The organism is Coprococcus intestinalis (genome assembly GCF_023656595.1).
In the GTDB taxonomy this organism is placed as follows: domain Bacteria; phylum Bacillota; class Clostridia; order Lachnospirales; family Lachnospiraceae; genus Coprococcus_A; species Coprococcus_A intestinihominis.
This window is the reverse complement of sequence record NZ_JAMOKJ010000002.1, coordinates 17,948-42,788: the sequence shown is the minus strand read 5'-3', so window position 1 is coordinate 42,788 and position 24,841 is coordinate 17,948. Positions and strand designations below refer to the sequence as shown.

At 45.8% G+C, this 24,841-nt stretch carries 19 protein-coding genes and 1 riboswitch; of the genes, 4 read left to right on the top strand and 15 right to left on the bottom strand.

The annotated features are described in order from the left end of the window. Positions 1-14: 14 nt before the first annotated feature. From xdhA to NBH03_RS01545, 12 genes are all read right to left on the bottom strand, one after another. Complete coding sequence (gene xdhA / locus NBH03_RS01600; protein WP_250796420.1) at positions 15-2,303, bottom strand: xanthine dehydrogenase subunit XdhA; 2,289 nt, start codon at positions 2,301-2,303, stop codon at positions 15-17. Positions 2,304-2,565: 262 nt separating this feature from the next. After that, positions 2,566-3,834, bottom strand: a complete 1,269-nt coding sequence (locus NBH03_RS01595) for an amidohydrolase family protein (protein ID WP_250796416.1) — start codon at positions 3,832-3,834, stop codon at positions 2,566-2,568. Positions 3,835-4,076: 242 nt separating this feature from the next. Continuing rightward, positions 4,077-4,174: riboswitch (purine riboswitch) on the bottom strand. A 30-nt stretch (positions 4,175-4,204) separates the two neighbouring features. Then, a complete protein-coding gene (locus NBH03_RS01590; protein WP_015514670.1) occupies positions 4,205-4,657 on the bottom strand; it encodes a (2Fe-2S)-binding protein in 453 nt (150 codons plus the stop codon). Beyond that, a complete protein-coding gene (locus tag NBH03_RS01585; RefSeq protein WP_250796405.1) occupies positions 4,654-5,517 on the bottom strand; it encodes an FAD binding domain-containing protein in 864 nt (287 codons plus the stop codon). The genes NBH03_RS01590 and NBH03_RS01585 overlap by 4 nt, the downstream gene beginning before the upstream one ends. Before the next feature lie 104 nt (positions 5,518-5,621). Continuing rightward, positions 5,622-6,152: a hypothetical protein gene (locus NBH03_RS01580; RefSeq protein ID WP_117538960.1), complete on the bottom strand. Its 531-nt coding sequence runs from the start codon at positions 6,150-6,152 to the stop codon at positions 5,622-5,624. A gap of 2 nt (positions 6,153-6,154) precedes the next feature. Next, positions 6,155-7,099 carry an ABC transporter permease gene (locus tag NBH03_RS01575; RefSeq protein WP_015514673.1) on the bottom strand — a complete coding sequence of 315 codons (945 nt, stop codon included), beginning with the start codon at positions 7,097-7,099 and terminating at the stop codon, positions 6,155-6,157. After that, on the bottom strand, positions 7,092-8,150 hold the full coding sequence (locus NBH03_RS01570; RefSeq protein WP_015514674.1) for an ABC transporter permease: 1,059 nt from the start codon (positions 8,148-8,150) through the stop codon (positions 7,092-7,094). The genes NBH03_RS01575 and NBH03_RS01570 overlap by 8 nt, the downstream gene beginning before the upstream one ends. Next, complete coding sequence (locus NBH03_RS01565) at positions 8,147-9,670, bottom strand: ABC transporter ATP-binding protein (protein WP_117538958.1); 1,524 nt, start codon at positions 9,668-9,670, stop codon at positions 8,147-8,149. Before NBH03_RS01565 ends, NBH03_RS01570 begins: the two co-directional genes overlap by 4 nt. A 127-nt stretch (positions 9,671-9,797) precedes the next feature. Beyond that, the gene (locus NBH03_RS01560; protein ID WP_250796403.1) at positions 9,798-10,895 is read right to left on the bottom strand and encodes a BMP family protein; all 1,098 of its coding nucleotides are present in this window, start codon (positions 10,893-10,895) and stop codon (positions 9,798-9,800) included. A gap of 17 nt (positions 10,896-10,912) precedes the next feature. After that, a complete protein-coding gene (locus NBH03_RS01555; RefSeq protein WP_250796400.1) occupies positions 10,913-12,997 on the bottom strand; it encodes a xanthine dehydrogenase family protein molybdopterin-binding subunit in 2,085 nt (694 codons plus the stop codon). A 1-nt stretch (position 12,998) separates the two neighbouring features. Beyond that, positions 12,999-14,759 (bottom strand): adenine deaminase, encoded by a 1,761-nt coding sequence (gene ade, locus NBH03_RS01550; RefSeq protein ID WP_250796399.1) that lies wholly within the window; start codon positions 14,757-14,759, stop codon positions 12,999-13,001. Between the two features lie 9 nt (positions 14,760-14,768). Further along, complete coding sequence (locus NBH03_RS01545) at positions 14,769-15,494, bottom strand: GntR family transcriptional regulator (RefSeq protein WP_250796394.1); 726 nt, start codon at positions 15,492-15,494, stop codon at positions 14,769-14,771. Positions 15,495-15,919: 425 nt separating this feature from the next. On the opposite strand from NBH03_RS01545, the gene NBH03_RS01540 reads away from it, so the two are divergent. Then, positions 15,920-17,296: an MATE family efflux transporter gene (locus tag NBH03_RS01540; RefSeq protein WP_250796388.1), complete on the top strand. Its 1,377-nt coding sequence runs from the start codon at positions 15,920-15,922 to the stop codon at positions 17,294-17,296. Positions 17,297-17,336: 40 nt separating this feature from the next. Here the strand turns inward: NBH03_RS01540 and rpoN are convergent, their stop codons facing one another. After that, positions 17,337-18,713, bottom strand: coding sequence for an RNA polymerase factor sigma-54 (gene rpoN / locus NBH03_RS01535; protein WP_250796386.1), 1,377 nt, complete (start codon positions 18,711-18,713; stop codon positions 17,337-17,339). Between the two features lie 454 nt (positions 18,714-19,167). Between rpoN and NBH03_RS01530 the strand changes: the two genes are divergently transcribed. The 3 genes from NBH03_RS01530 (at position 19,168) to NBH03_RS01520 (ending at position 22,746) form a co-directional block, all read left to right on the top strand. Then, on the top strand, positions 19,168-20,691 hold the full coding sequence (locus tag NBH03_RS01530; protein WP_250796380.1) for an acyl CoA:acetate/3-ketoacid CoA transferase: 1,524 nt from the start codon (positions 19,168-19,170) through the stop codon (positions 20,689-20,691). A gap of 105 nt (positions 20,692-20,796) precedes the next feature. After that, positions 20,797-21,573: a polysaccharide deacetylase family protein gene (locus NBH03_RS01525; protein WP_250796378.1), complete on the top strand. Its 777-nt coding sequence runs from the start codon at positions 20,797-20,799 to the stop codon at positions 21,571-21,573. A 120-nt stretch (positions 21,574-21,693) separates the two neighbouring features. After that, a complete protein-coding gene (locus NBH03_RS01520) occupies positions 21,694-22,746 on the top strand; it encodes an aldose epimerase family protein (RefSeq protein ID WP_250796375.1) in 1,053 nt (350 codons plus the stop codon). A 271-nt stretch (positions 22,747-23,017) separates the two neighbouring features. On the opposite strand, the gene NBH03_RS01515 is transcribed toward NBH03_RS01520, so the two are convergent. Next, the gene (locus NBH03_RS01515; protein ID WP_250796367.1) at positions 23,018-23,956 is read right to left on the bottom strand and encodes a transketolase family protein; all 939 of its coding nucleotides are present in this window, start codon (positions 23,954-23,956) and stop codon (positions 23,018-23,020) included. Further along, positions 23,944-24,783 carry a transketolase gene (locus tag NBH03_RS01510; RefSeq protein ID WP_250796361.1) on the bottom strand — a complete coding sequence of 280 codons (840 nt, stop codon included), beginning with the start codon at positions 24,781-24,783 and terminating at the stop codon, positions 23,944-23,946. The genes NBH03_RS01515 and NBH03_RS01510 overlap by 13 nt, the downstream gene beginning before the upstream one ends. Positions 24,784-24,841: the final 58 nt, after the last annotated feature.

The window sequence follows — 24,841 nt, the reverse complement described above, 5'->3', positions numbered from 1 at the left end:
TGTCATCCCCCTGCCTATATCAGTCCTTTTTCTTTGAATGCTGCCACCAGTCTCTGAGGCTCCATCGGAAGCTGGTTAAAGCCAATGCCTGTTGCCTGCAAAACTGCGTTTCGGATAGCCGGTGCCACCGGAATAGCCGGCGGTTCTCCCAGGGCTTTGTTGCCGAAAGGTCCCGTCGGATCCTGCAATTCTATAAACTCAACATTCAGCTCCGGTGTATCCATGGCCGTCGGCAGCTTGTAATCCAGAAGATTGTTGTTCAGCGGTTTGCCCTTCGCATCATACATTAATTCTTCACTGAGTCCATAACCAAGGCCCATGCTCATACCGCCATGCACCTGGGCCTCAGCCAGTTTTGGATTCATCAGAATACCGCTGTCATGGACATTGATAATCTTCAGTACATTGACTTTGCCTAACGGCATATCCACTTCCACTTCCGCAAAACAGACACCGCTGGCAAATGTATTCTCTTTGCAGTGGCTGGTGGCCTCAGCAGTGATATGGACAGAACGTTCCAGACTGTACAATGCCTCTGTCGCCAGTGCCTCCATTGTCAGCAGTTCTTCGCCCTCTGCTGTCACAATCATATTATTGCGGATATCCAGTGTCTGCTGATCCATCTTCAATTTCCAGGCTGCATATTCAAGAATCTTTTCCTTCATCATCTCTGCTGTTTTCTTCACAGCCTTGCCGCTGACATAAGACTGTCTGGAAGCATAAGCCCCAGTATCAAAAGGTGTGACATCTGTGTCCTGGGTGGAAACAATATACACTTTATCCTCTGTCACGCCAAGTACCTCTGCCGCCATCTGTGTAAAGACAGTATCCGCTCCCTGTCCGATCTCTGTGGCTCCCATCATCAACTGAATGGAACCGTCCTGATTCAATACCATACGGCATGTGGCAGTTTCAAGAGAAATCGGATAAACGCCGGTTTTGTAGCAGAAAATCGCCATACCGATACCACGTCGTCTGCTGCCTGTCTGGCAGGCATAAGCGGCTCGCTTTTCATCCCAATGCACAGCCTCTTTGCCCGCTTCAATACATTTCTTCAGGCCATAGCTGTAAAATGTAATACCGTTATGTGGATCCTTATATCCCTCTTCCATGCAGTTTTTCAAACGAAAGGCTAATGGATCCATATGAATGGCTGCCGCCAGATCATCCATCAGACACTCTGCTGCAAAATCTCCCTGTGGAATACCGTAACCACGCATGGCGCCGCCGGCCACTGTACTGGTGTAAACCGTGTAGCTCTCCGATTCAAGGGCCTTTTCATCCCGATAAAGCTGCTTGATCATATTGGAGGCATTGGCGACAATCGCATGGCCATGGGAAGCATAACCGCCCTGATTAGAAAAAGCTTCTGCTCTTCTGGCCACCAGTGTACCGTCCGGTCTTACAGCTCCCTGCATATGAAAACGGATCGCATGACGCACTCTTGTATCCGCAAATGTTTCTTCTCTGGTCAGTTCCAGTTTCACCGGACGACCGCCCACCTGCAGACTTAAGAAAGCATTCAGCGGTTCATAAAGTACATCCTGTTTATTGCCGAAGCCGCCGCCGATATAGGGCTTGATCACTCTGACCTGTCCCCATGGAATACCAAGGGCCTGACCGATGACACGGCGGACAATATGCGGAATCTGTGTAGATGTGGTTACGGTAATCTTGCCGTTGCCGTCCTGATACGCAAAGGAAACCGGCAGTTCAATATGGCAGTGCTGTACACGCTGGGTATCATACGTCTGATCCACCAGAATAAGTCCCTTTTCTTTCACAGCTTCATCAAAGCTTTCATCACCCAGGGCGAAAGATGTATGTTTCAAAACATTATCCGGCACATTGTCATGCATAGCCACGGCTCCCTCCGCCATGGCATCTGCCACATCCACCAGTGCCGGGTATTCCTCATAATGTACTTTCACAAGTCGTGCTGCCTTAACAGCTGCAATCTCATCTTCTGCAATGACAGCTGCCACGTCATCCCCATAATAACGAACCCGCTGATTCAAAAGACGCCTGTCCTGAACATCCTGATGCGCCGCCTCCACAGACCACGGATGCCCCGGCGTACAAAAATCAATCTCCGGCACATCAAAACAGGTAACAATCTTTATAACCCCCGGTACTTTTAATGCCTCATCCAAATCAAATCCAGTCACAACACCATTGGCAATGGTACTGTGTACCACCTTCGCCACCATCATCGGCTGTGTCATCAGATCCTGTGTATATTTCGCCTGGCCCGTTACCTTGGCACGGGCATCCACACGCTGAATGCTTTTTCCAATCCCCATAACGCTCCTCCTTCCACTTTTGATGCGACGTGCAAAATTTTTCCAGTTTTTGAAAGCCCAGCCCGTTAGCAGATCCATACGCAGGCACACTCGCGTTGCCCAACATTGGCAGCGGTACATAAGGCATTACAAAACAATGCCTAAGTACCGGCCATGTTGGAAGCACCTGCGTATGGATCTGCTAACGGGCTGGGCTCTTCCTAATATAATATAAATTTTGCACCTGCCGCATCTAAAAGCTGGTTTGTTTAACTGTTTTTGTTTAAAAAATCTTATTTCCGGAGACATATTTATGTAGTAGATCTCCGTTCTCTGACAAACAGATATATCGCTCTAACCGCTGTCTGAGGGTGAGGGCCTGCGGGTGCGGCATGCGGCTCTCATCGAGGACAAGGGCGTCAAGTTCGTATCCCGGTTCGAAGCTGCCGACTTTGCCGAAGAAACTGCCGCCGGCTTTTGTTCCCATCCAGAAGATTTCTTCCAGGGTCAGCGGCTTCAGGTTCTGATCCAGCAATCTCCAGACGAGCTTGGATACCTGTCTGGCCTCCATCATGGTTCTGAAGATGGAGAGTGTGGCACCTCCGGCTACGTCTGATCCAAGTCCCATATGCACGCCTATATCCAGCCACTTTCTCACAGGGGCAATGCCGGATGCAATGTTCATATTGCACTGCGGACAATGGATCGCATAGGTGTCATTGTCCTTCATCATCCGTATCTCCCGTTCATCAGAGTACACACAATGTGCCATGATAGATTTTCTGCCGGGCGCTGCCAAACCGGCACTTATGTAGGTACCCATATAGTTCTCTGAATCAGGGCACAGTTCCTTCACCCAGTCAATTTCACTGAGATTCTCGGATAAATGGGACTGGACCGCCAGATGGTTCTCAGAAGCGATTGTCCCAAGTCCCATCATCAGTGCATCAGTACAGCTCGGTGTAAAACGCGGGGTAATGATCGGACGGACATTATGAAATTGTTCCGACTGCATAAGCCATTCTCTGGTTGCTTCCAATGAGGCTTCTGCGCTTTCCTCACAATAATAATCCGAACTGTTCCTGTCCATATTGACCTTGCCCACATATCCCTTTAAACCGGAGTTCTCCAGGAGGGCCATCAATTTCAATGTAGCAGATGTATGGATCGTCGCAAATGCACAAAAACGTGTCGTCGGACTATACTTCAGATCCTGCACAAACATACTGTATGCCTTATCCGCGTAGGCCGGTTCTTTATAGCCGGATTCTTCCGGAAATGCATAGGTTTCCAACCATTCCAGCAGTTCCATGTCCATTCCAAGACCTCTGTAAGCATACTGCGGTGCATGCACATGCAGATCGGACAATCCCGGAACAATCATATGACCTGTGTAATCCAGCACTTCAAAATGCTGATAATTCTCCGGAATCTGTGTAAATACACCCATTGATCTGCCGTTCTCACAGATCAGATACGCATCTTCACAGAGCCTCAATGTATCAGAAGTCTCACTGTAACAGATATCACCCTTCATAATAAAATTGTTCATACTCATCACCCATTTTCATTCAAATCTGCTCCGATACTTCTGATCGGAATCGTTGGTAAGGTTTATTCAGGCATATACAGAGTTCAGGCTGATATGACTGCTTACTATCCTTCTGATAAACTATGAGAAACACGCTTCGCGAGTTTCTCAAGTTATCGCGGCAGTCGCCAAGGTCTCGTGCAAGCACGGACTTTGGCTCGTTGCTCGCGTAAATAAAAAGAAAGGCCGCCGTACAAACCGACTCTCCCGCCTTCGGGAATTATAGTCGGCTGTTTACGGCAGCCGGTAGAAACGCTCAACCTGATTATGAACATATATAATCCATTGATATATTTATTTTACAGTTAATAAGTACTTCTGTCAACACCTATTATGCCAGTGACTGAATGGCATCCACCATGGCCTGATAGCCTGTACATCTGCAGATATTGCCGGATAAGCCGCGTCGGATTTCTTCTTCCGTGGGCTTCGGATTTTTCTGAAGCAGTGCCACTGTAGACATAATCATGCCCGGAGAACAGAAACCACATTGAACCGCACCATAATCCACAAAGGCCTTCTGTATCCTGGCCAGCTCCGGATGGGCCTCAACACCTTCAATGGTCATGACCTGACATCCCTCCGCCTGAACAGCCGGAAACAGACAGCTGTTGACACTTCTTCCATCTACCAGAACCGTGCAGGCACCACAGTCACCTTCGCCGCAGCCCTCTTTTGTTCCCGTCAAATGAAGAATATCTCTCAGCACCTTTAATAATGTGGCATCTTCAGGAATTTCTGTATGACAGGCTTCTCCGTTTAAAATAAAATCTAGTGTTTTCATTTTTCACATGCCTCCCATAATTCTCTTACAAGCTGCAGTACCACATTGTCTGCCACAGTTTTTCTATAACTTCCTGTTGCTCGAATATCATCAACCGGTGAAATATCCTCCGACAGGGCAATGGCAATTTCTTCATGAAGAGGCTGCCATTTTTCTTCACTGTCCGGTCTTTTCCAGGCACGCAGCAATTCTTCTGTATGAAATGCACGAAGGGCTGTCGGGCCTGCTGAACCGATGGCGATGGTCAGGGCCGTTATCCTGCCCGCTTCCTTTTCCATATAAACGGCTACATTGATGATTGAAATGGCCAGTGCATTCCTTTTGCCGACCTTCCTGAATCTTGCGGCACCCGTTTTGAATGGAATGACAATTTCAGTCAAAATTTCCCCCTGATGGATAGCCGTTCGTCCCGGTCCCTTCATAAATCCGTTGAGGGATACCATACGCTGACCAGTTTCTGACACAAGAACCAACACTGCATCCAGCGCCATCAAAACCGGCACGGTATCCGCCGCCGGAGAAGCTGACAAAATATTGCCGCCAATGGTTCCTCTGTTGCGGATCTGAGGGCCGCCCACAAGGGATGCGGCCTCAGCCAGTGCATCCATGGAACCTTGTCCTCTGAAAACATCTTCTATAAGGTCAAATGTTGTCAGACTGCCTATATGCCAGCCGTCCTTCTCTTCTCTGATGCCTGACAGTTCTTTTAATCGATGCAGACTGACAATATCTCTGTCCAGATATTTGCCCTTTTCTCTGTCCACATAGAGATTGGTGGCACCTGCACAGGCCACGCGATTGCCGGATGACAGCATCTGACAGGCCTCTGTTACTGTATTTGGAATCAGCATCTGTGACATCTCTATCCCCCACTATCCTTTTTATTTTTTCGTCATCCTTCCATGACTCATATTTTATGCATTCTTTCAAAGCGCACTTTTTCCACCGGACATCTGGTCGACAGTTATTCCGTCCCGGATTCCGTTTCTTCATCTTCCGGATACTCCGTATCAAAATAACTCTTCAGATCATAGGTGACTGTATCGAATTTGTCCAGATAACTGCCGTCCAAAAAGTCATCAAAATCCTTGATATGCCAGTTGGAATCCTCATAAACAAGTCCAACTTCATAGACCATTCCCGGCAGTCTGGCTGCCTGGGAATAATAAGCAGTGCCGGTTGTCCCGTCTTCATTGAGTTCTACTCTGTCATAATTAATAAAAAGCGGCGTCAGATACGGATAGGACCGTTCTTTCTTAAAAGCCCGGATAAACTCACTTTTATCCATAACCTTTCGGAAGTCATCTGTCATAAATTCATAAATAACCGCAGGATTCTCATACTGATAATCAATAGCCTCCGCATAGGCCATAGCTGCTTTCTCAGCGGAGACCTCAGAAGGTCCATCAGCTGCATGTTTCATACTGGTCACAACCGTTATACCCGCAATGATGACAATCAGCAGTACGATGATGATTTTGGTTGTCTTCTTCATTCCTATCGCTCCAATCGGGAATAAGGAATCGTATAAGCACTCGGGAATTCCGCCTTCTTGGAAGCAAAGATCAGCGCTGCAATGGTCATGATATACGGCAGCATCAGCATCAGCTGATTGGCCATATCAATGCCCAGGGCCTGAAGACGCATCTGAAGGGCACTGGCAAAACCGAAAAGCAGCGCACCCCACATGGCTCTCACCGGCATGAAACGAGCAAAAATAACAACAGAGACGGCGATAAAGCCACGTCCACTGACAATGGATTCTGTGAAAAGATTCATATAAGCAATAGACATAAATGCACCTGCTGCACCGGCATAAAGACCGCCGATGAGTACCGCTGCATAACGGACACCTGCCACACTGATACCCTTGGAATCTGCTGCGCGTGGATGCTCGCCCACGGCACGGATTTTTAACCCGAATGTTGTTTTTTCAAGGATAAACCATGTCACAAATACCATCACATAGCTGAGATAAACCAGAATATTATGCTGGAAGAAAATCTGTCCGATCACCGGAAGGGATGATAATACCGGAATATTCACGGCTGCAAACGGTGTTACCTGAGGCGGCAGACTCTGTACACCAAAAATGATACGATATACATAAACCGCTGTACCCGCACCAAGAATATTCAGGGCAATACCCGCGATGACCTGATTGGCACGCATGGTGACTGAAAGCCATGCCATGATCAGACTCCACAGCATACCGAAAAACATACCTGACAAAAGTCCAATCCAGAGATTGCCAGTTTTATATGCTGCTGAAAAGCCTGCGACGGCTCCGATCGTCATTGTTCCTTCTACACCCAGATTCAGAATACCTGCCCGCTGTGTATAAATCTGTCCCAGCGCCGGAAGAAGAATCGGTGTTGCCAGACGGATGGTTCCCGCCAGTAAACTCACTAAAAATCCTACTGTAAAAATACTGCTAAGCATCTTTTTTCCCCTTCCTCAGTAATTTCTGCGGCAATCCGAAATGAATCGCTGTTCTTGCGATAACAAAAACGATCACCAGGCCCTGGATAATATCTACAACAGAATATGGTACTTCTGTCATACGCTGCATGGTTGCACCGCCCACAAGAAGGGCTGAAAAAAAGAAGGAAGCGATCACAATACCCAATGGATTCAGGCCACCAAGCAATGCGATGATCGTTGCGATATCCCCGTAGCCGCTGGAAAGGCCTTCCAAAAGTCTGTACTGAACACCATACACTTCATTCCATCCAGCCAGACCGCAGAGTGCACCGGAAATCAGCATGGCCACCATGACTGTCTTCTTCACATTCACACCTGCATAGGTTGCGATCTTATCACCCTGTCCGATCAGATCAATCTTCACGCCCAGCTTTGTTCTCCAGAAGAAAAACATCATAAGAATAACAATGACTGCCACCACAATACCGCCGTGGATTCGCATCTGTGCAGAGAACAAAGGCAGATGATAGGCATCTGGCAATACTTTTGACTGCGGGAAGCCGCCGCCGTCAGGGTCCATCATCGGACCATAAACAAGAAATGCCAGAAAATAGGTCGCAATATAATTCAGCATCAGCGTTGTAATAACTTCATTGGCATTAAAACGGTTTTTTAACCAAGCCGCCAGACCGCACCAGAGAGCACCGCCGAGAACAGACAAAATCAGGGACAGTGGAAGTAAAATCACTGTCGGAAGTCCCAGATAAATACCTGGAAGAATAGCCAGAATCGCACCAATGGTCAACTGACCATTGGCACCGATATTCCAGAGCTGTGCCTTGTAAGCGATGGACATACCAAGTGCCATCAATGTCAGCGGAATCATTTTAACAAGGACTTCGGATATCCTGGCTTTTGAGCCAAGGGCTCCCCGAAACAGTATTGTATATGCTTCTGCCGGGTCATTGCCTGAAATCCGTACAAGAATCGCACCCACTGCCAGTGCGAGAACAATCGTCAGTACCGCAATAACAAATTGTTTGATACTGTTGATGATTTTTGAATTCATGCCTTTTCCTCCTGTTTGTGTCCCATCATCAGCATACCGATCGTATTTGTATCGGTGCCTGCCGGAAGGATACCCATTATTTTGCCGTCATAGATGACAGCGATTCTGTCCGAGAGCTGCAGAATTTCCTCAAGATCCGCAGATACAAGAAGAACTGCTGCACCATCATTACGTGCATCCAGAATTTTCTGTCTGACATATTCCGATGCACCGATATCAAGGCCTCGTGTCGGCTGATTGGCAATAACCATTTCCGGATGATCATCCAATTCTCTGGCCAGAATGACTTTCTGCTGATTACCGCCGGATAAGGCTCTTGCATGGTCTTCTCCGGAATTGGCCTTAATCTGATACTCTTTCTGGCATTTATCCCAGTAGGCATCAATAGCCTTCTGATTCAGCAGCCCATTTTTTGAAAATGGCGCTTTGTGGAACTTCTTGATGATCAGATTTTTCTTAAGGCTCCAGTTCAGTGCCAGTCCGGTTGTCATTCTGTCCTCAGGAATATGGGAAATACCACTGTTGATATAGAAAACAGGCGGTTGATTGATCACTTCTTTTCCTTTAAAAAGGAACTGTCCGCCATCCGCTTTTCTAAGACCGGTCAGAACTTCACATAATTCCTTCTGTCCGTTGCCGTCTACACCGGCCAGACCAAGGATTTCTCCCTCATGAACAGTCAGATTAAAATCTGTCAGTGCCGGAAGGCCTTTGTCATTGCTGGCTGAAAGGCCCTTCAGTTCCACTTTCACTGCTCCGGGGGCCTTTTGGTTCTTGTCGAAATTAAACAGAACATCCCTGCCCACCATCATTTTCGTCAGTTCTTCTTTGGTTGTATGTTCATCAACCAGTTTTGATCCTATCAGCTCACCATCTCGTAAAACAGTGACTTCATCAACGATAGAAATAATCTCTTCCAGCTTATGGGTAATCAGAATGATTGATTTGCCGTCCGCTTTCATATGACGCAGCATATCAAAAAGTATATTGGCCTCCTGAGGTGTCAGAACCGCTGTCGGTTCATCCAGGATCAATATATCTGCCCCCTGATAAATAGCTGTTAAAATCTCTACTCTCTGCTGTTCACCAACGGATAACTGCCAGATTTTTGAATATGGATCAATATTCATTTTGTATTTATCTGCCAGTTCCTTCAGTTCCGTCGCCGTCTCCTTTGTATCAAGAAGAATGCCTCTTCTGGACTTTTTGCCCAGCATAACATTCTCCACAACTGTCATCGGTCTGGCCAACATAAAATGCTGATGCACCATACCGATACCGAGAGAGATTGCTTTTATCGGTGATGAAATTTCTTCTTTGCTGCCGTTAATATAAATATCACCGGCCTCCTGCTGATATAAACCATACAGGATATTCATAAGTGTTGTCTTTCCGGCACCATTTTCTCCTAACAGACCATGGATTGAACCTTTCCTCAGATTGAAATCCACGTTGTCATTGGCTTTGACACCGTTAAATATTTTTGTTATTCCCTGCATACTGACTGCCAGATTGTCCATTTACAAATCCTCCTGTGTTTGAACGTCCCTGTGTTTTTCAGAGAAGGGACACACAGCCCACGGGCTGTGCATCCATCTCCCATTGTCGGAATGATCGTCTGCACTGCAGACATGACTCCTATTCTGATTACTGAATATCTTCCGGCAGATAGTCTTTGATTTCACCAGACTGAAGTTTGGACCATGTATCCGCAATCACCTGCTTGTCATCGTCTGTCAGCCAGCCCTTAGGATCATTAATGTCTGCAATACCTAAACCATTATTTTCAGCATTGATCCAATAGTATCTGTCATCTTCTGCTCTGCCTTTGAATGTACCATTGTTGATATCATCAAAAACATTGGCAATAATGGCATCCCACTGATAAACAACACCTGATAATACATTGTTTTCGGCTAATGTCTTCTGGTCTGCTACGTTGCCGAGGCAGTACATATCTTTTTCAGCAGCTGCCTGAACAACACCAAGACCAATACCATCACCTGAATGCCAGATAACATCCACGCCAGCGTCATACATACCGATAGCTGCTTCTTTTGCACCGGCTGTATCTGTCCAGTCACCTGTGTAAACTTCCTGGATCTCGATATCAGGATTGATAGATTTGGCACCAGCCTTGAAGCCTTCATGACCACGTTTGATCTCGGAAGCATCTGCACCGCCGATAACACCGATCTTATTTGTCTGTGTTGCCAGTGCTGCGATCACACCCATTTCATAACCGCCTGCTTCAAGTTCCACATCATAGATAGCTGTGTTATCCAGTGATTTGTAACCTGTACCAAGCAGGAAATAGGTATCCGGATACTGAGCGCCAACTTTGACGATTGGCTCCATGAACTGGAAGCCATGACCAAAGATAACGTCATAACCCTGATCAGCGAAATCCATCAGTGCAGGTTCGATATCTGCAACTTCATAAACATTCTCAGTTACATTCAGGTCAATCTTGTCCGGATTGGCATCTGCATACTTCTTCATACCTTCATACATTGCCTGGTTGAAAGATACGTCATCTTTTTTGCCAGGAAGAATCAAAGCCACTTTCAATTTCTTGCCTGCTGTTTCTGCTGAAGCTGTATCAGCTGTTGAATCTGCTGTTGTTGCAGCAGCAGATTCACCTGCTGCTGTCTCCTTTGAGGATGAACTGCCGCATCCTGCAAAAGAACCGACAACCATGGCCAGTGTCAGAAGTCCTGCCATCCATTTGAGTCCTTTTTTCATCTCTTTTCCTCCTTTGGCTATTTCTTTAAGCCATTTAAAATAGTTTCTATATCGAAAGGCAAACTGGTCAATCTGCCTTCTGATACCTCATTAATTGCCGCAGCGATCGCCGGAGCAATAGATACGGTGGATACCTCTGCAGCGCCCTTGACGCCCATCGGTCCCGACGGTTCATAACCATCCACATGCAGACTCTGAATCCGCGGCAAATCCATGGCCGTGGGCATCAGATACGTAGACATACTGTCATTGAGCAATCGTCCCTCTTTAAATTGACAATTCTCACCAAAGGCATAGCCCACAGACATAGCCACACCGCCTTGAATCTGTCCCGCCATCGCCAACGGATTGATAATTCTTCCTGCTTCCGTTGCTGCTGCAATATCCAGAAGCACTACCTGCCCTGTGACAGGATCCACCCGAAGCTTCACAGCCTGAGCAATAAATGTATACATCGCATGCGGGAAACCGGCGATGGAAAAACTTTCCTCACTCTCAGGGAAATCTGCCTTTCCTGTTTCCATCTCGCCTTTTTTAAAATTCTCTATGGCATTGAGCATGGCATTGCCGCCGATAAATGTGGAACGGGAACCGGCCGTAGATCCGCAGTCCAATGTTCTGTCGGTATCTGCCATCACAAGGGAAACATTGTCAAAATCTGTCTCCAGAGCATCCGCCGCCATAGCCTGCAGTGCCGTCCGGCTTCCCTGTCCGATATCTACCAGACCAAGGAAAATTGTATAATGGCCATCTGCTTCTTCAATCTTCACCTCTGCCTGATCCGGAATATTCTTGCCGAGACCGCAGCTTAGGTGCCCGCCTGCAATGCCGTATCCGACATATGGGTCCGTATTGTGTTTTCTCTCCTGCCAGAGTTCAGACTGTTCGATCAGCTTCAGTGCCCCTTTAAAGTCCACGAAATGGCGCATTTTCTGTCCGACGCCGCCGTACATGCCTGTCTCAATACCATTCTTGTAACGGATTTCCAACGGATCAATACCTAAAAGTTTCGAAGCCCTGCTGATCAGGGATTCTGCCGCAAAAGCGCCCTGGGGTGCCCCAAAACCTCTCATGGCATGAGCCACCGGTTTATTGGTATAGCAGAGATGACTGCTGATCTTTACATTCGGAATATTGTACGGTCCTGCAAAATGCTCTGAAAAAAGGCTTAACACAGCCGGCCCCAGGCCGCCGTAAGCACCTGTATCCAGATAACCGCTGCCGTCAAAGGCCACCATCGTTCCGTCTTTCTTAAAGCCCATCTTCACATGCATATAGACCGCATGTCGTTTATAGGTTGTTGCCAGGGATTCCTGACGACTGAAAATGAGCTTGCAGGGACGTCTCGTCTTAAATGCCGCAAGAGCCGTAAACAGCTGTGCGGTACTGCCGTCCTTACCGCCGAAACCGCCGCCAACAGTGGCTGCTACAATATGTACCTGATCTTCTGTAAGACCTGTAATATCACAGACCATTCTCAAATCATGAAAAACATTCTGTGTTGAGGAACAGACAAGCAGACGCCCATCCTCCTCAATTTTCGCCATGCAGGCGTCCGGCTCCATATAGCCATGGTCCTGTATCGGCGTATAAAAATCATCTTCAACGATCAAATCACTCTCAGCAAACCCCTGTGCCACATTGCCTTTTTCGTTATCAAAACGAATCACATCATTCTCTGTATCGTCATGCACCCGGATACAGCCGGGTTTTGCTGCCATCAATGCATCCGTGACAACCTGAAGGGGTTCGTACGTCACCTGCACCATTGCCGCAGCTGCCTTTGCTGCTTCTTCGGATTCAGCTGCCACAACAGCAATGGCTTCACCAAGAAATCGTGCTTTATCCTCCACCAACAGCGGCTGATCCGGCAGAATGTCCTGAACATTGTTCTTCACAATGTCTTTCGCTGTAAAAACCCAGGCCGTCTCAGGCACCTTCGATGTATCGATATCCAAAACCCTGGCATGGGCATACGCTGATCGGACAATCGCCAGATGCAGCATATTTTCCTCATAATAATCTGCCGCATACACCGCTCTGCCGGTGGCCTTGTCCATGCCTTCCACGCGGCCCCGGCCTTTTCCCGTGTAACTTTCCATGTTACGCCTCCGTCTCTACGATCATATCAATAATCTGATGGCCCAGTACATCAATCAGGCCAAAATCTGTCAATCCCAGTTCCGGCACTGTCGGAAGAGAAATAAAGGATAACGACATAAATGGCGCTTTCATCGGGCATCCCATCTTCTCAACTGCTCCATTCATTTCATCCATCCGCTTCATCACTGTTTTCGCCGGAAGAGTGGACATCAGACCACCAAGAGGCAATGCCAGTGCGTCAACCACCTGTCCCTCCACTGCCGAAACAAAACCGCCGTGAAGTTCCTGAAGCTTTTCGACGCAGACAGCCATATCCCTGTCATTGGTTCCCACCACAACAATATTGTGATGATCATGAGAAACCGAAGCTGCCAGAGCTCCCTGTTTCAGTCCAAAACCATGCACCAGAGCTGTAGAAACACGGCCATTTTTGCCGTATCGTTCGACAACAGCCAGCTTCAGAATATCTCTGTCCACATCCGCTGCAATCTGTCCTTCCTTGACATCCATCCACTCAAAGATCTCTTTATTAATAATCTGGTCCTTGATCAGATCAATGACACGGCATTTGGCACGTTTGCCCTCAGAATGGATGATAAACTTCTCCGCTGAAAAATCTGCACCAATATGAACGGTATCAAATAACTTCTCAGGATAAGCTTTCTCAGGCACCGGACGGGCACCATTCTCGTCTGCTACAATACGTCCGCTCTTTAACACAAGCTTCGGCTTCATGGTTGTCAGATCATCAATCAGAAGAATATCGGCGAAACGTCCCGGTGCCACTGAACCGATTTTGTCTTCCAGGCGAAAATGCTTGGCCGCATTGATGGTTGCCATCTGAATCGCCTGTACAGGGTCCAGTCCCAATTCAATGGAACGCTTCACATTGTAACTGATATGGCCTTCCTTGAAAATATCGTTGACATGCTTGTCATCTGTACAAAACATCATATTGTCTGTCGGCAGATTGTTCTTCACAATACCCGGCACCAGTGTATCCACATTGCGTTCACTGCTGCCTTCACGGATCAACGGCATAATACCAAGTCTCAGGCGTTCTAACAGCTCTTCATAATAAACTGATTCATGGTCATCACTGAGATGTCCGGCTGCGTAAATATTCAGATCATCCACACCCAGTCCAATGGCATGGCCATTACAGATCTTGCGTCTGTTCAGGCTGGCCAGTACCTTTTCTAAATATTCTTCCTTCATACCAAGGACTTTGGAAGGATCCAGTTCACCAAGGCTCACTGCCTCATCCAGTTCCAGCAGCTGCGTTACTTCCTCAACCCCCAACACACCGCCTGTTGTCTCAAGTCCAGGCGCTGTAGGTACTCTGGAAGGGATCTCAAGAAGCAGTCTGAAAGGCAGCTTCTCTGAATCCTTGATCATTGCCAGCAGACCGTCAATACCTGCCACGTTGGCAATTTCCATGGCATCCACACAAAGTGTTGTTGTTCCCCATGGAATGATCACCTCACCCAGAGCTTCCGGTGTCAGAAGCGTCGTCTCGATATGAATATGGGAATCTATAAGGCCCGGAACAGCATAAGCACCCGCGCCGTCAATCACCTGATCCGCTTCTGTTTCAACACGTCCAACAGCCACGATTCTTTTATTATAAATACCGATGGAGGCCGGATAAATCTCCCGTGTAAAAACATTCACCAGCTGGATATTGTCAATACGCATATCCAGTTTACGTGTGCCTTTTGAAGCCTCCAGTTCTGTTTTCATAATTGCTGCTGTATACATAACTTCCTCCTATATCTTCTTTCGCAGTACTTTATGACTGAGAATGCCGTCCACATAATATTCCCTGGAATACAAAAGCGGTTCTCCCATAAAGCTGTATCCAATCTCATCCATATATAAAAGCGGTGCCTGCCTGTCCACATTCAAAATCTCTGCCAGACCCTCACCGGCTGCAACCGCCCGGATCTCCGTCAGATCCATATAAATCTCCTGTTCACAGCACTGTTCAATAAACTTAAACACCGGCTCCTTAAGAAGCTTGATATCATAACCCTCTTTGGCATTGGCCTCCGCAATATAATCCATACAGTAAATCGCCGGCCGTCCATCTGCTGTTACAAGACGTTCCGAAATCAGCACCAGATCACCTTCTTCTATATGAAGTCTTGCAGCTACTTCCTTCTCCGCAGGAATCTTGTCAATACGCTCAATCTTCATATCCGACACATAACCGGCATCCGAGACCATCTCAAGAAACTCTTTCTCAAGATCCATTCTTGTCGTTGCGTTCAGAATATGCGGATTCACAATCGTTCCCACGCCATGCTTCCGACTGATAAATCCTTCCCTTTCCAAAGCGGAAAGGCAATCTCTGATCAGTGTCCGGCTGACCCCCATCTCCTTAGCCAAAGTCAGCTCCGGCGGCAGCTTTCTGCAATTTGCATAGCAGCCCTCTCTGATCTCATGGAGCAACCGCTGTGTAATTTCTTCAGACAGCAGATTTCCTTCACTCATGTTCTATTTCCTTCCTAAAAATCCCCGTTAATTAAGTCATAGAAAATTGGTACGACCCATATAGGTATGACCTATTTTTGTATAGTATACTTTTTTTCAATAAAACTGTCAATATTTCTTTGTATTAAATGACATTTTCTATAATAAAATAGCTATTTTCTATAAATATATTTAAAATACGTCGTCATTTTAATCGTGTTGTATTTTAAAAATCTTCAAAAATAATTACTTTTTTCACAAATTACCTTTGCCATAAAATACATCCAATGTTATACTAACTATTGTCTTTAATTAGTTTACTATTCAACAAATAGATTGCTGCGAAATCAGTACCATCCGAAACAATGAACAAATGAACAGCTCATTGTTAGGATAAACTCATTTTTCGCAGCTCAAAAATTTTTGAAAGAAATGAGGAATCTTTTATGACAACAACTACTCACCCGATGGCGGATAAACCCATCGGACAATTGCTGCGCCAATTTGCCGTTCCAAGTATTATTGCCATGCTGGTCAGCTCTCTTTACAACATTATCGACCAGCTGTTTATCGGCCAGAGCATTGGTCTTCTTGGCAATGCAGCAACAAACATCGCCTTTCCTCTGACCCCCACTTGCGTTGCCTTCAGCCTGATGTTTGGTATCGGCGGTGCCGCCCGTTTTAATCTGGCTATGGGAGCCGGACGAAAAAAAGAAGCCGCTGCCTATATGGGCAACGCACTTCTGATGCTTGTTTCCTGCGGTATTGTACTCTGTATCATTGTCCGACTTTTTCTGACACCGATGCTTCTGCTTTTTGGTGCTACCGATCAGGTTCTTGATTATGCCAGAACTTATACCGGCATTACTTCCCTTGGATTTCCTTTCCTGATTCTTGCCACTGGCGGCGGTCATCTGATCCGTGCCGACGGCAGTCCGCAGTTCTCAATGATCTGCAATCTGGTGGGGGCTATCGTCAATACAGTGCTTGATGCATTGTTCATCTTCGGTTTTCATATGGGTATGGCTGGTGCAGCTTATGCAACCATTATCGGTCAGATTATCTCGGCACTTCTTGTAATCCGCTACATGTGTCATCTCAAAACAGTACCCCTGCATCTGAGTGAATTAAAACCGAAGGTAAATTATATCATGCATATCGTTCTGTTGGGGGCATCACCTTTTATTAATCAGATTGCCATGATGATCGTACAGGTCGTCATGAATAATTCCCTGAGTCATTATGGTGCACTTTCCTCTTACGGAAGTGAAATTCCGCTGGCCTGTTCCGGCATCATCGCCAAGGTTAATATGGTGCTTTTCTCCATGATCATCGGTATCTCTCAGGGCATGCAGCCAATCGCCAGTTACAACTATGGCGCCGGTAATTACGGACGGGTGCGTAAAGTTTTGCATCTGGCCTTAAAAGCAGGTTTTGTGATCTCGATCATCTCTTTTCTGCTGTTCCAGTTCCTGCCAAGACAGATTATCAGCCTGTTCGGCAGCGGCAGTGAAGATTATTTTACCTTTGCTGAAGAATATTTCCGCATTTATCTGTTTTTCACATTTGTAAACTGTCTTCAACCTATTGCCTCCAACTTCTTTACAGCTGTAGGTAAAGCTCAGAAAGGTATTATCCTGTCACTGACAAGACAGATTCTTTTTCTGCTGCCCTTAATTATCCTGCTGCCGTATATCATGGGCATTGACGGTATTATGTACGCCGGTCCATGCGCCGATCTGGCAGCAGCCCTGCTGTCCATTTATCTTGTTGTTAAAGAAGTGAATATTCTTAAACAGAAAGAAACAATACATGCCCAATAACTTTATGAAGATAAAAAAACTGCCAGCGGCAGTGAAAGCCTTAAAAGACTTTCCTGCCACTGGCATCTTTAATTCCCATTGCCTCACGATACTTGGCAACGGTACGTCTTGATATCTTAACACCTCTCTCCGCCAGCTTCTCAGACAAAATTCTGTCACTGTACGGTTTCTCGCGGTTCTCATCCGTAATGATTTCTTTCAGAAGATTCTTGGCTGTATCAGCTGTTGCCGCATTCTCATTACCGGCCTTGCTGATGGCACCAATAAAGAAATAGTTCATCGGGAAAATTCCCCATGAGCACTGAAGATACTTGTCCTTCACTGCCCGGCTGACTGTGGATTCATGGATTCCTACCATCTCAGCCACATCCGCCAGTTTCAAAGGTCTCAGATACCCCGGACCATATGTAAAGAAACGTTCCTGTACATCCACAATACACTTTGAAACATTCATCAACGTCACATTTCTCTGTGAAACACACTGCATCACCCATTCTGCCTGTTTCACCTTTGTTGTGACATAATCCTTCGTCTCCTTGTCATTGCCTGCCTTTAACATGTTGCGGTAATATCCATTAATAGACATCTTCGGATACATATATTCATTCAGCAAAATCTCATAATAATCCTTCAGCTTCACAACCGTTACATCCGGTGTGATATATTTCAGATTCTCTCTGGAACTGAAACTATTACCCGGCTTCGGATTCAATTCACGGATCACTTCCATGGCCTGAAGCACATCATCCACCGTCACCTTCATCTTCCTTGCAATCTGAGGCAGCTGATTCTTGCCAAGCTGTTCCAGGTAATTCGCCGCAATCTTCCTGGCAATCGTATCTTCAATCTTCTGACGGTCCATCTGAATCAAAAGGCACTCACTGAGATTCCTTGCGCCCACACCGGCCGGTTCCAGGCTCTGAACAATCTGAAGCATCTGGGCTACTTCATCCTCTTCTGTCTCCAACTGGGCAGCAATCTGATCTGTTTCTTCCGTCAGATAACCTCTGGAATCCAGCAGATCGATCAGATACTCCGCAATTGCCTGCTCCTTATCAGTTAAAGGAATGGTCACCAACTGACTGATCAGGTACTCCGCCAAATCTTCCCCTCTGTTGTCACTGACATTCCACATATCCTGGTTGTCATCCTCGTCGCTACTGTATTCCTCCGAATAATAGACACGATTCTGCTCATCACTGCTTGCAAGCCATTCCAATTTCTTCTGCAGCTCCGCATCCCGCTCAGATTCCCTTGACTTATCAAATTTCTCTTCTATATCAACAACCGGATTCTCCACCGCCAGTTCTTTGAGATAAGTGTCCAGTTCCTGAGCACTCATTTGAAGAATTTCTGTCGACTGAATCATTCGTTGTGATAATCCGAGAGTCTGAGTAACTTCCATTTTCAGATCCACATTAGTTCCTCCCTTATTTAACAATAATACACACTTACTCACCTATTATAATCTATTTATCGTCAAATTGCCACATAAAACCGCATGATCTTATCAATTTCATCAAAACACATCGCATTTTCCCTTTTCCTCACTGAAGTTCATCTGTCCCTGGTCATTCTGATCTTTGTCAATTTTATTTTTCTCTCTTAAATTTCATCTCATATTTTAGGTAAAATTGCCCATTGTTTTTTATTGTTCATTTTTTGTCAACCCCTTGTTTTTAGAATCTTTACACATATTTTACGCATCATCTTTATCCATTTTTATTGATATTATTCATTTTAAGTATAATTCTATTCCATTTTATCAAAAAAGATGTATTTACAAATTGTATGATTTTACATATAATAAAAGTGTATCGACATGTATCTTTTATTTCTAAAAGATAATGATAAAAAGGAGGAACTTTAAAATGGCAAAATTAATGACAGCCGAAGAGGCAGTAAAAGCCTATATCAAAGACGGTATGACAATCGCTACTAACGGTTTCGTTGGTGCTGTACAGCCAGAAGGCATGATGAGAGCAATCCAGGATTCATTCCTTAAAGAAGGCACACCAAGAGATCTGACACTCTTACATGCAGCTGGACAGGGCGGCGGTAAAGATGCAGAAGGCAACAATGTAGGTCAGGTTAACCACCTTGGCGAAGAAGGTCTTCTTAAGAGAGTCATCGCCGGACATTATGGACTGGCTCCTAGAATTCAGAAGCTCGCTCTTGAAAATAAAGTTGCTGCATATAACATGCCACAGGGTTGTCTCTCTGAATTATTCCGTGAGATCGCAGCAGGCAGACCTGGTCTTTTAACTCATGTAGGTCTTAACACATTCGTTGACCCTGATCTTGAAGGCGGTATGCTGAATGACAAAGCACGTGAAATGGGCAGCTATGTTCAGAAAGTTAACTTCAATGGTGAAGAAAAACTGTTCTACCCTAGCTTTCCTATCGATGTAGCACTTATCCATGCATCTTATGTAGATACAATGGGTAACTGCTCTCTTGAAGAAGAAGGTACTCTTGCTGATATCCTTCCAATCGCTCAGGCAGCTTATACAACAGGCGGTAAGGTTATTGTTACTGTTGAAAAGAGCCACTATGTTGAATATGGTTCTCTTGATACACGTTTTGTTCAAGTTCCTGGTATCTATATCGAAGCAATCGTTCTTGTTGACAGCGACTGTGCTAAACAGACAAACGGTTCTTACCACAACGAAGCTTTCTCAGGCGAGAAGAGAATTCCTATGTCTGCAATGGAGCCAATGCCAATGAACGCTCGTAAGATCATCGCTCGTCGTTGTGCAATGGAACTTAAAGCTGGCGCTGTTGTTAACCTTGGTATCGGTATGCCAGAAGGTGTTGCTAATATCGTAGCTGAAGAAGGTATCGAAGGCATGGTTCTTACAACTGAGTCCGGTACAATCGGTGGCGTTCCTGCTTCAGGCGGTGACTTCGGTGTTACAACTAACCCTGATACAATCCTTCATCAGAGCTTCCAGTTCGACTTCTACGATGGTGGTGGTCTTGATATCGCTTTCCTCGGTCTTGCTCAGTGTGATAAATTTGGTAACATCAACGTTTCCAAGTTCGGTCCTAGAATCGCTGGCTGTGGTGGTTTCATCAACATCACACAGAACACACCAGTTGTTGTATTCTGTGGTACATTCACAGTTAAAGGCAAGAACAAATTCCTTGAGAATGTTGAACAAATCACTTTCTCAGCTGACTTCGCTAACAAGACAGGTCAGAAGGTCCTCTATGTAACAGAATGCTGTGTATTCCAGCTTACAAAAGAAGGCATCGAACTGATCGAAGTTGCTCCTGGTGTTGATATCGAGAAAGATATCCTTGCTCATATGGACTTCAAACCTATCATTAAAGATGTAAAAGTTATGGATGAAAGAATCTTCAAAGATGAGATCATGGGTCTTGCTAAATAATAAGCCATACATAACAGTATGAATTCTTTTAGCCGGTATGCTTTATGCATACCGGCTTTTTTGACATCATATACTATTCTAAAATGATCATGGAGACTTTATGCCATGAAACACTCCCTTTCACTCTTTCTGAAAACAGGCTGCACAGTCTGCACGCTTCTGCTCCTCTCTCTGGCTGTCTTTCACTTTTTCAAGCCATCCCTTTCCTCACTTCCCGTCTTCGCAAGGTTTGAACGCAAATTGCCCATTTACTGTGTGAACACCGACAAACCTCAGGTAGCTATTTCCTTTGACGCGGCCTGGGGCAATGAAGATACCGAAACCCTGCTTTCCATTCTCGACAAATACAATGTCAAAACCACATTTTTTATGACCGGAGGCTGGATTGAATCTTATCCCGAAGATGTAAAGAAAATCGCTGCAGCAGGTCATGATCTCGGAAATCATTCCGAAAATCACAAACAGATGTCTCAGCTCTCTTCCGATGAATGTCTCGCTGAAATTCAAAAACCTCACGATAAAGTCAAAGAACTCACCGGAACAGAAATGACACTTTTCAGGCCTCCTTACGGTGACTACAACAACACATTGATCGAATCTGCCAACGCTCTCGGCTACCACGTGGTCCAATGGTCTGTCGATAGTCTGGACTGGAAAGACTACGGCGCTGACAGCATCGTGGACACCATATTAAACCACAAAGCGCTTGGAGACGGCGCTATCATTCTGATGCATAATGGTGCCAAATATACAAAAGACGCATTGGAGCGTGTTATCACGGGTCTTCAGGACAAAGGGTATGAAATCGTCCCAATCTCCCAGCTAATCTACACAGAAAAATATCATATGGACAATACAGGGCGCCAATTCAAAGACGAATAAACTGGATTTTTACCTTAAAATGTATTATACTATTTACTGAATATATCACGCATTTGCAAAATTTTTTGGATAATAATCTAGGAACTATTTTGTAATGACGAATAAGATGAGGTGAAAGAAATGAGCGTTACACGCCGCAAATTCGGCAAAACCAAAGAGGGTGAGCCTGTCACATTATATACGATTACCAACAAAATGGGCAACTCCGTTTCCATTATGGATTATGGTGCCACTGTTCAGTCTATCAATATTGTAGACGCCGAGGGTGAAGTTATCGACTGCTGTCTCGGTTACAATACAGTTGCAGAATACGAAGAACACACAGACTTCATGGGGGCCTGTATCGGCCGCGTGGGCAACCGCATCGGCGGAAGCAGTTTTTCTCTGAATGGCCAGACTTATACACTGGCAGCCAATGAGGGTGAGAACCATCTTCATGGCGGTTTGAAAGGTTTTGACAAGCAAATGTTCAAAGCCAAGATCGACAGTGATGATACCGTTACTTTCGGCCGTATCTCACCTGACGGCGAAGAAGGTTATCCCGGTGAATTTATGTTCATCGTCAGCTATACATTTGATGACTGTGACAATTTTGTTATGAACTACACAGGCTGGAACAACTCTGAGACACTGGATACCATTGCCAGCATCACAAACCATACTTATTTTAACCTTTCCGGAGAAGATGCCGGCTCTATTCTGGATCATACACTGGAACTCTACGCTTCTTCTTTCACAGAGGTTGATGAACATCTGATCCCAACTGGAAAGCTTTTAGACGTTGAGAATACACCTTTTGACTTCCGTAAAGGCAAAACCCTTGGTCAGGATATCAACGCCGATCATCCACAGTTGAAACTGGCCGGTGGCTATGACCACAACTTCTGCATTGACGGCGACGGCATGCGTCCATGCTGCACACTCATGTCCCCAAAGACACGACTTAAGATGTATGTCAGTACAGATATGCCCGGTGTTCAGATCTACACCGGCAACTTCATCTCCGAATCAGAAGGCAAAGCCGGTACAGATTACCATCACTATGACGGCATCGCTATTGAGACACAGTTCTACCCTGATGCGCTCAACCATCCTGAATTCCCGTCACCGGTACTGAAGCCTAGAAAAGAATATCGCTATACAACCGTGTACCAGTTCTCTGCCGACGAATAAAACTCTAATGTGGCAATCATTTGTTTATATAAATGATTCGCGCTTAATATACAAAGATAGTACGGTCTAATAACTTGAAAATGGAATTAAAATGAGTCTACTCACACAAGTGCTTCATCGTTGGCCGGTCCTTAGGCGGCGTCTTTTGCCGCCTTACGTACCGTTGCCAAACGATGGCAGTGCAAACGTGCTTGTGTGAGTAGACTCATTCTAATTCCATTATAAGTACTCTAAACCGTACTTCGTTTATCTATTAGCGCGAAGCCTCTTTCTATAACCAGTCTTTGATCTTAGCATAAATACCTGCTGCATCCAGACCGTATTTTTCAAGCAGTTTGACTGCCGGTCCGGATTCACCGTATACATCGTTCATGCCAATCTTCAGTACTTTCACTGGTTCTCTCTCGCATAATACATCGCAAACTGCGCTGCCGAGGCCGCCGATAACGGAGTGTTCTTCTACTGTTACGATCTTGCCTGTCTTCTTGGCTGCTTCTGCAATTAAATCAGCATCGATTGGCTTGATGGTGTGGATATTGATAACCTGTGCATGAACGCCCTCTTCTTCCAGCTTAGCTGCTGCCGCCAGAGATTCATTGACACAAAGGCCTGTTGCAACGATTGTCAGGTCTGTGCCTTCCTTTAAGACAACGCCCTTGCCAATCTCAAACTTATAATCCGGACGGTCATTGATGACCGGTACTGCCAGACGGCCGAAACGCAGATAAACAGGTCCCTGGTGCTCATAAGCAGCCTTTACAGCAGCTCTTGCTTCGATATCATCAGAAGGGTTGATCACAACCATGCCCGGGATTGTACGCATCAGGGCAATATCCTCGTTGCACTGATGGGTGGCACCATCTTCACCAACAGAAATGCCGGCATGGGTGGCACCAATCTTCACATTCAGATGCGGATAGCCGATACTGTTTCTGATCTGTTCAAAAGCACGGCCTGCTGCAAACATTGCAAAAGAACTTGCAAACGGCACTTTGCCGGTTGCAGCAAGACCAGCTGCGATACCCATCATATTGCACTCAGCAATACCACAGTCGATATGTCTTTCAGGAAATTCCTTCTTAAAAATACCTGTCTTGGTTGCTTCAGCAAGGTCAGCATCCAGAACGACAACCTCTTCATGTTCCTTGCCAAGCTCTACCAGAGCATGACCATAGCTTTCTCTTGTAGCGATTTTCTTTACTTCTGACACAGTGCTTCACCTGCTTTCTCTAATTCATCCATGGCGATGGCATACTCTTCGTCATTCGGAGCCTTGCCATGCCATCCGGCTTTATTCTCCATGAAAGATACGCCTTTGCCCTTCACACTCTTCAGAATGATGGCTGTAGGCATGCCCTTTGTCTCTCTTGCTTCCTTGAAAGCAGCTCTTAATGCCTCAAAATCGTGGGCATCCACATCTGCGATCACATGGAAATTGAAAGCTTCAAACTTCTTGTCAATCGGATATGGTGAGCAGACATCTGCAATATTGCCGTCAATCTGAAGGCCATTGTTATCAACGATCACAACCAAGTTGTCCAACTTGCGGTGCCCGGCAAACATGGAAGCCTCCCAAACCTGCCCTTCCTGGATCTCACCATCACCCAGTAATGTATAAACACGGTAGTCATCATGGCTGAGCTTAGCTGATAAAGCCATGCCGACTGCCGCTGAAATTCCCTGTCCTAATGAACCTGAAGACATATCAACACCCGGAATATGCTTCATATCAGGATGACCCTGAAGATAAGAACCGATGTGACGCAGTGTCTTCAGATCTTCTACAGGGAAATAACCTCTCTGAGCCAATACAGAATAAAGTCCAGGTGCAGTATGACCCTTAGACAGAACGAAACGGTCTCTGTCTGCTTTCTTAGGATCTGCAGGATCAATATTCAACTCCTCAAAATACAAATACGTAAATACGTCTGCTGCCGATAAGGAACCGCCCGGATGTCCTGCCTTTGCAGAATGTACCGATGTTACAATCCCCTTGCGGACTTCATTGGCAATTTTCTTTAATTCAATAACGTCCATTTTTACCTCCTATGTGCACTTTTCTATGGCACTAATTATCAATCAGGCAACTTCCACT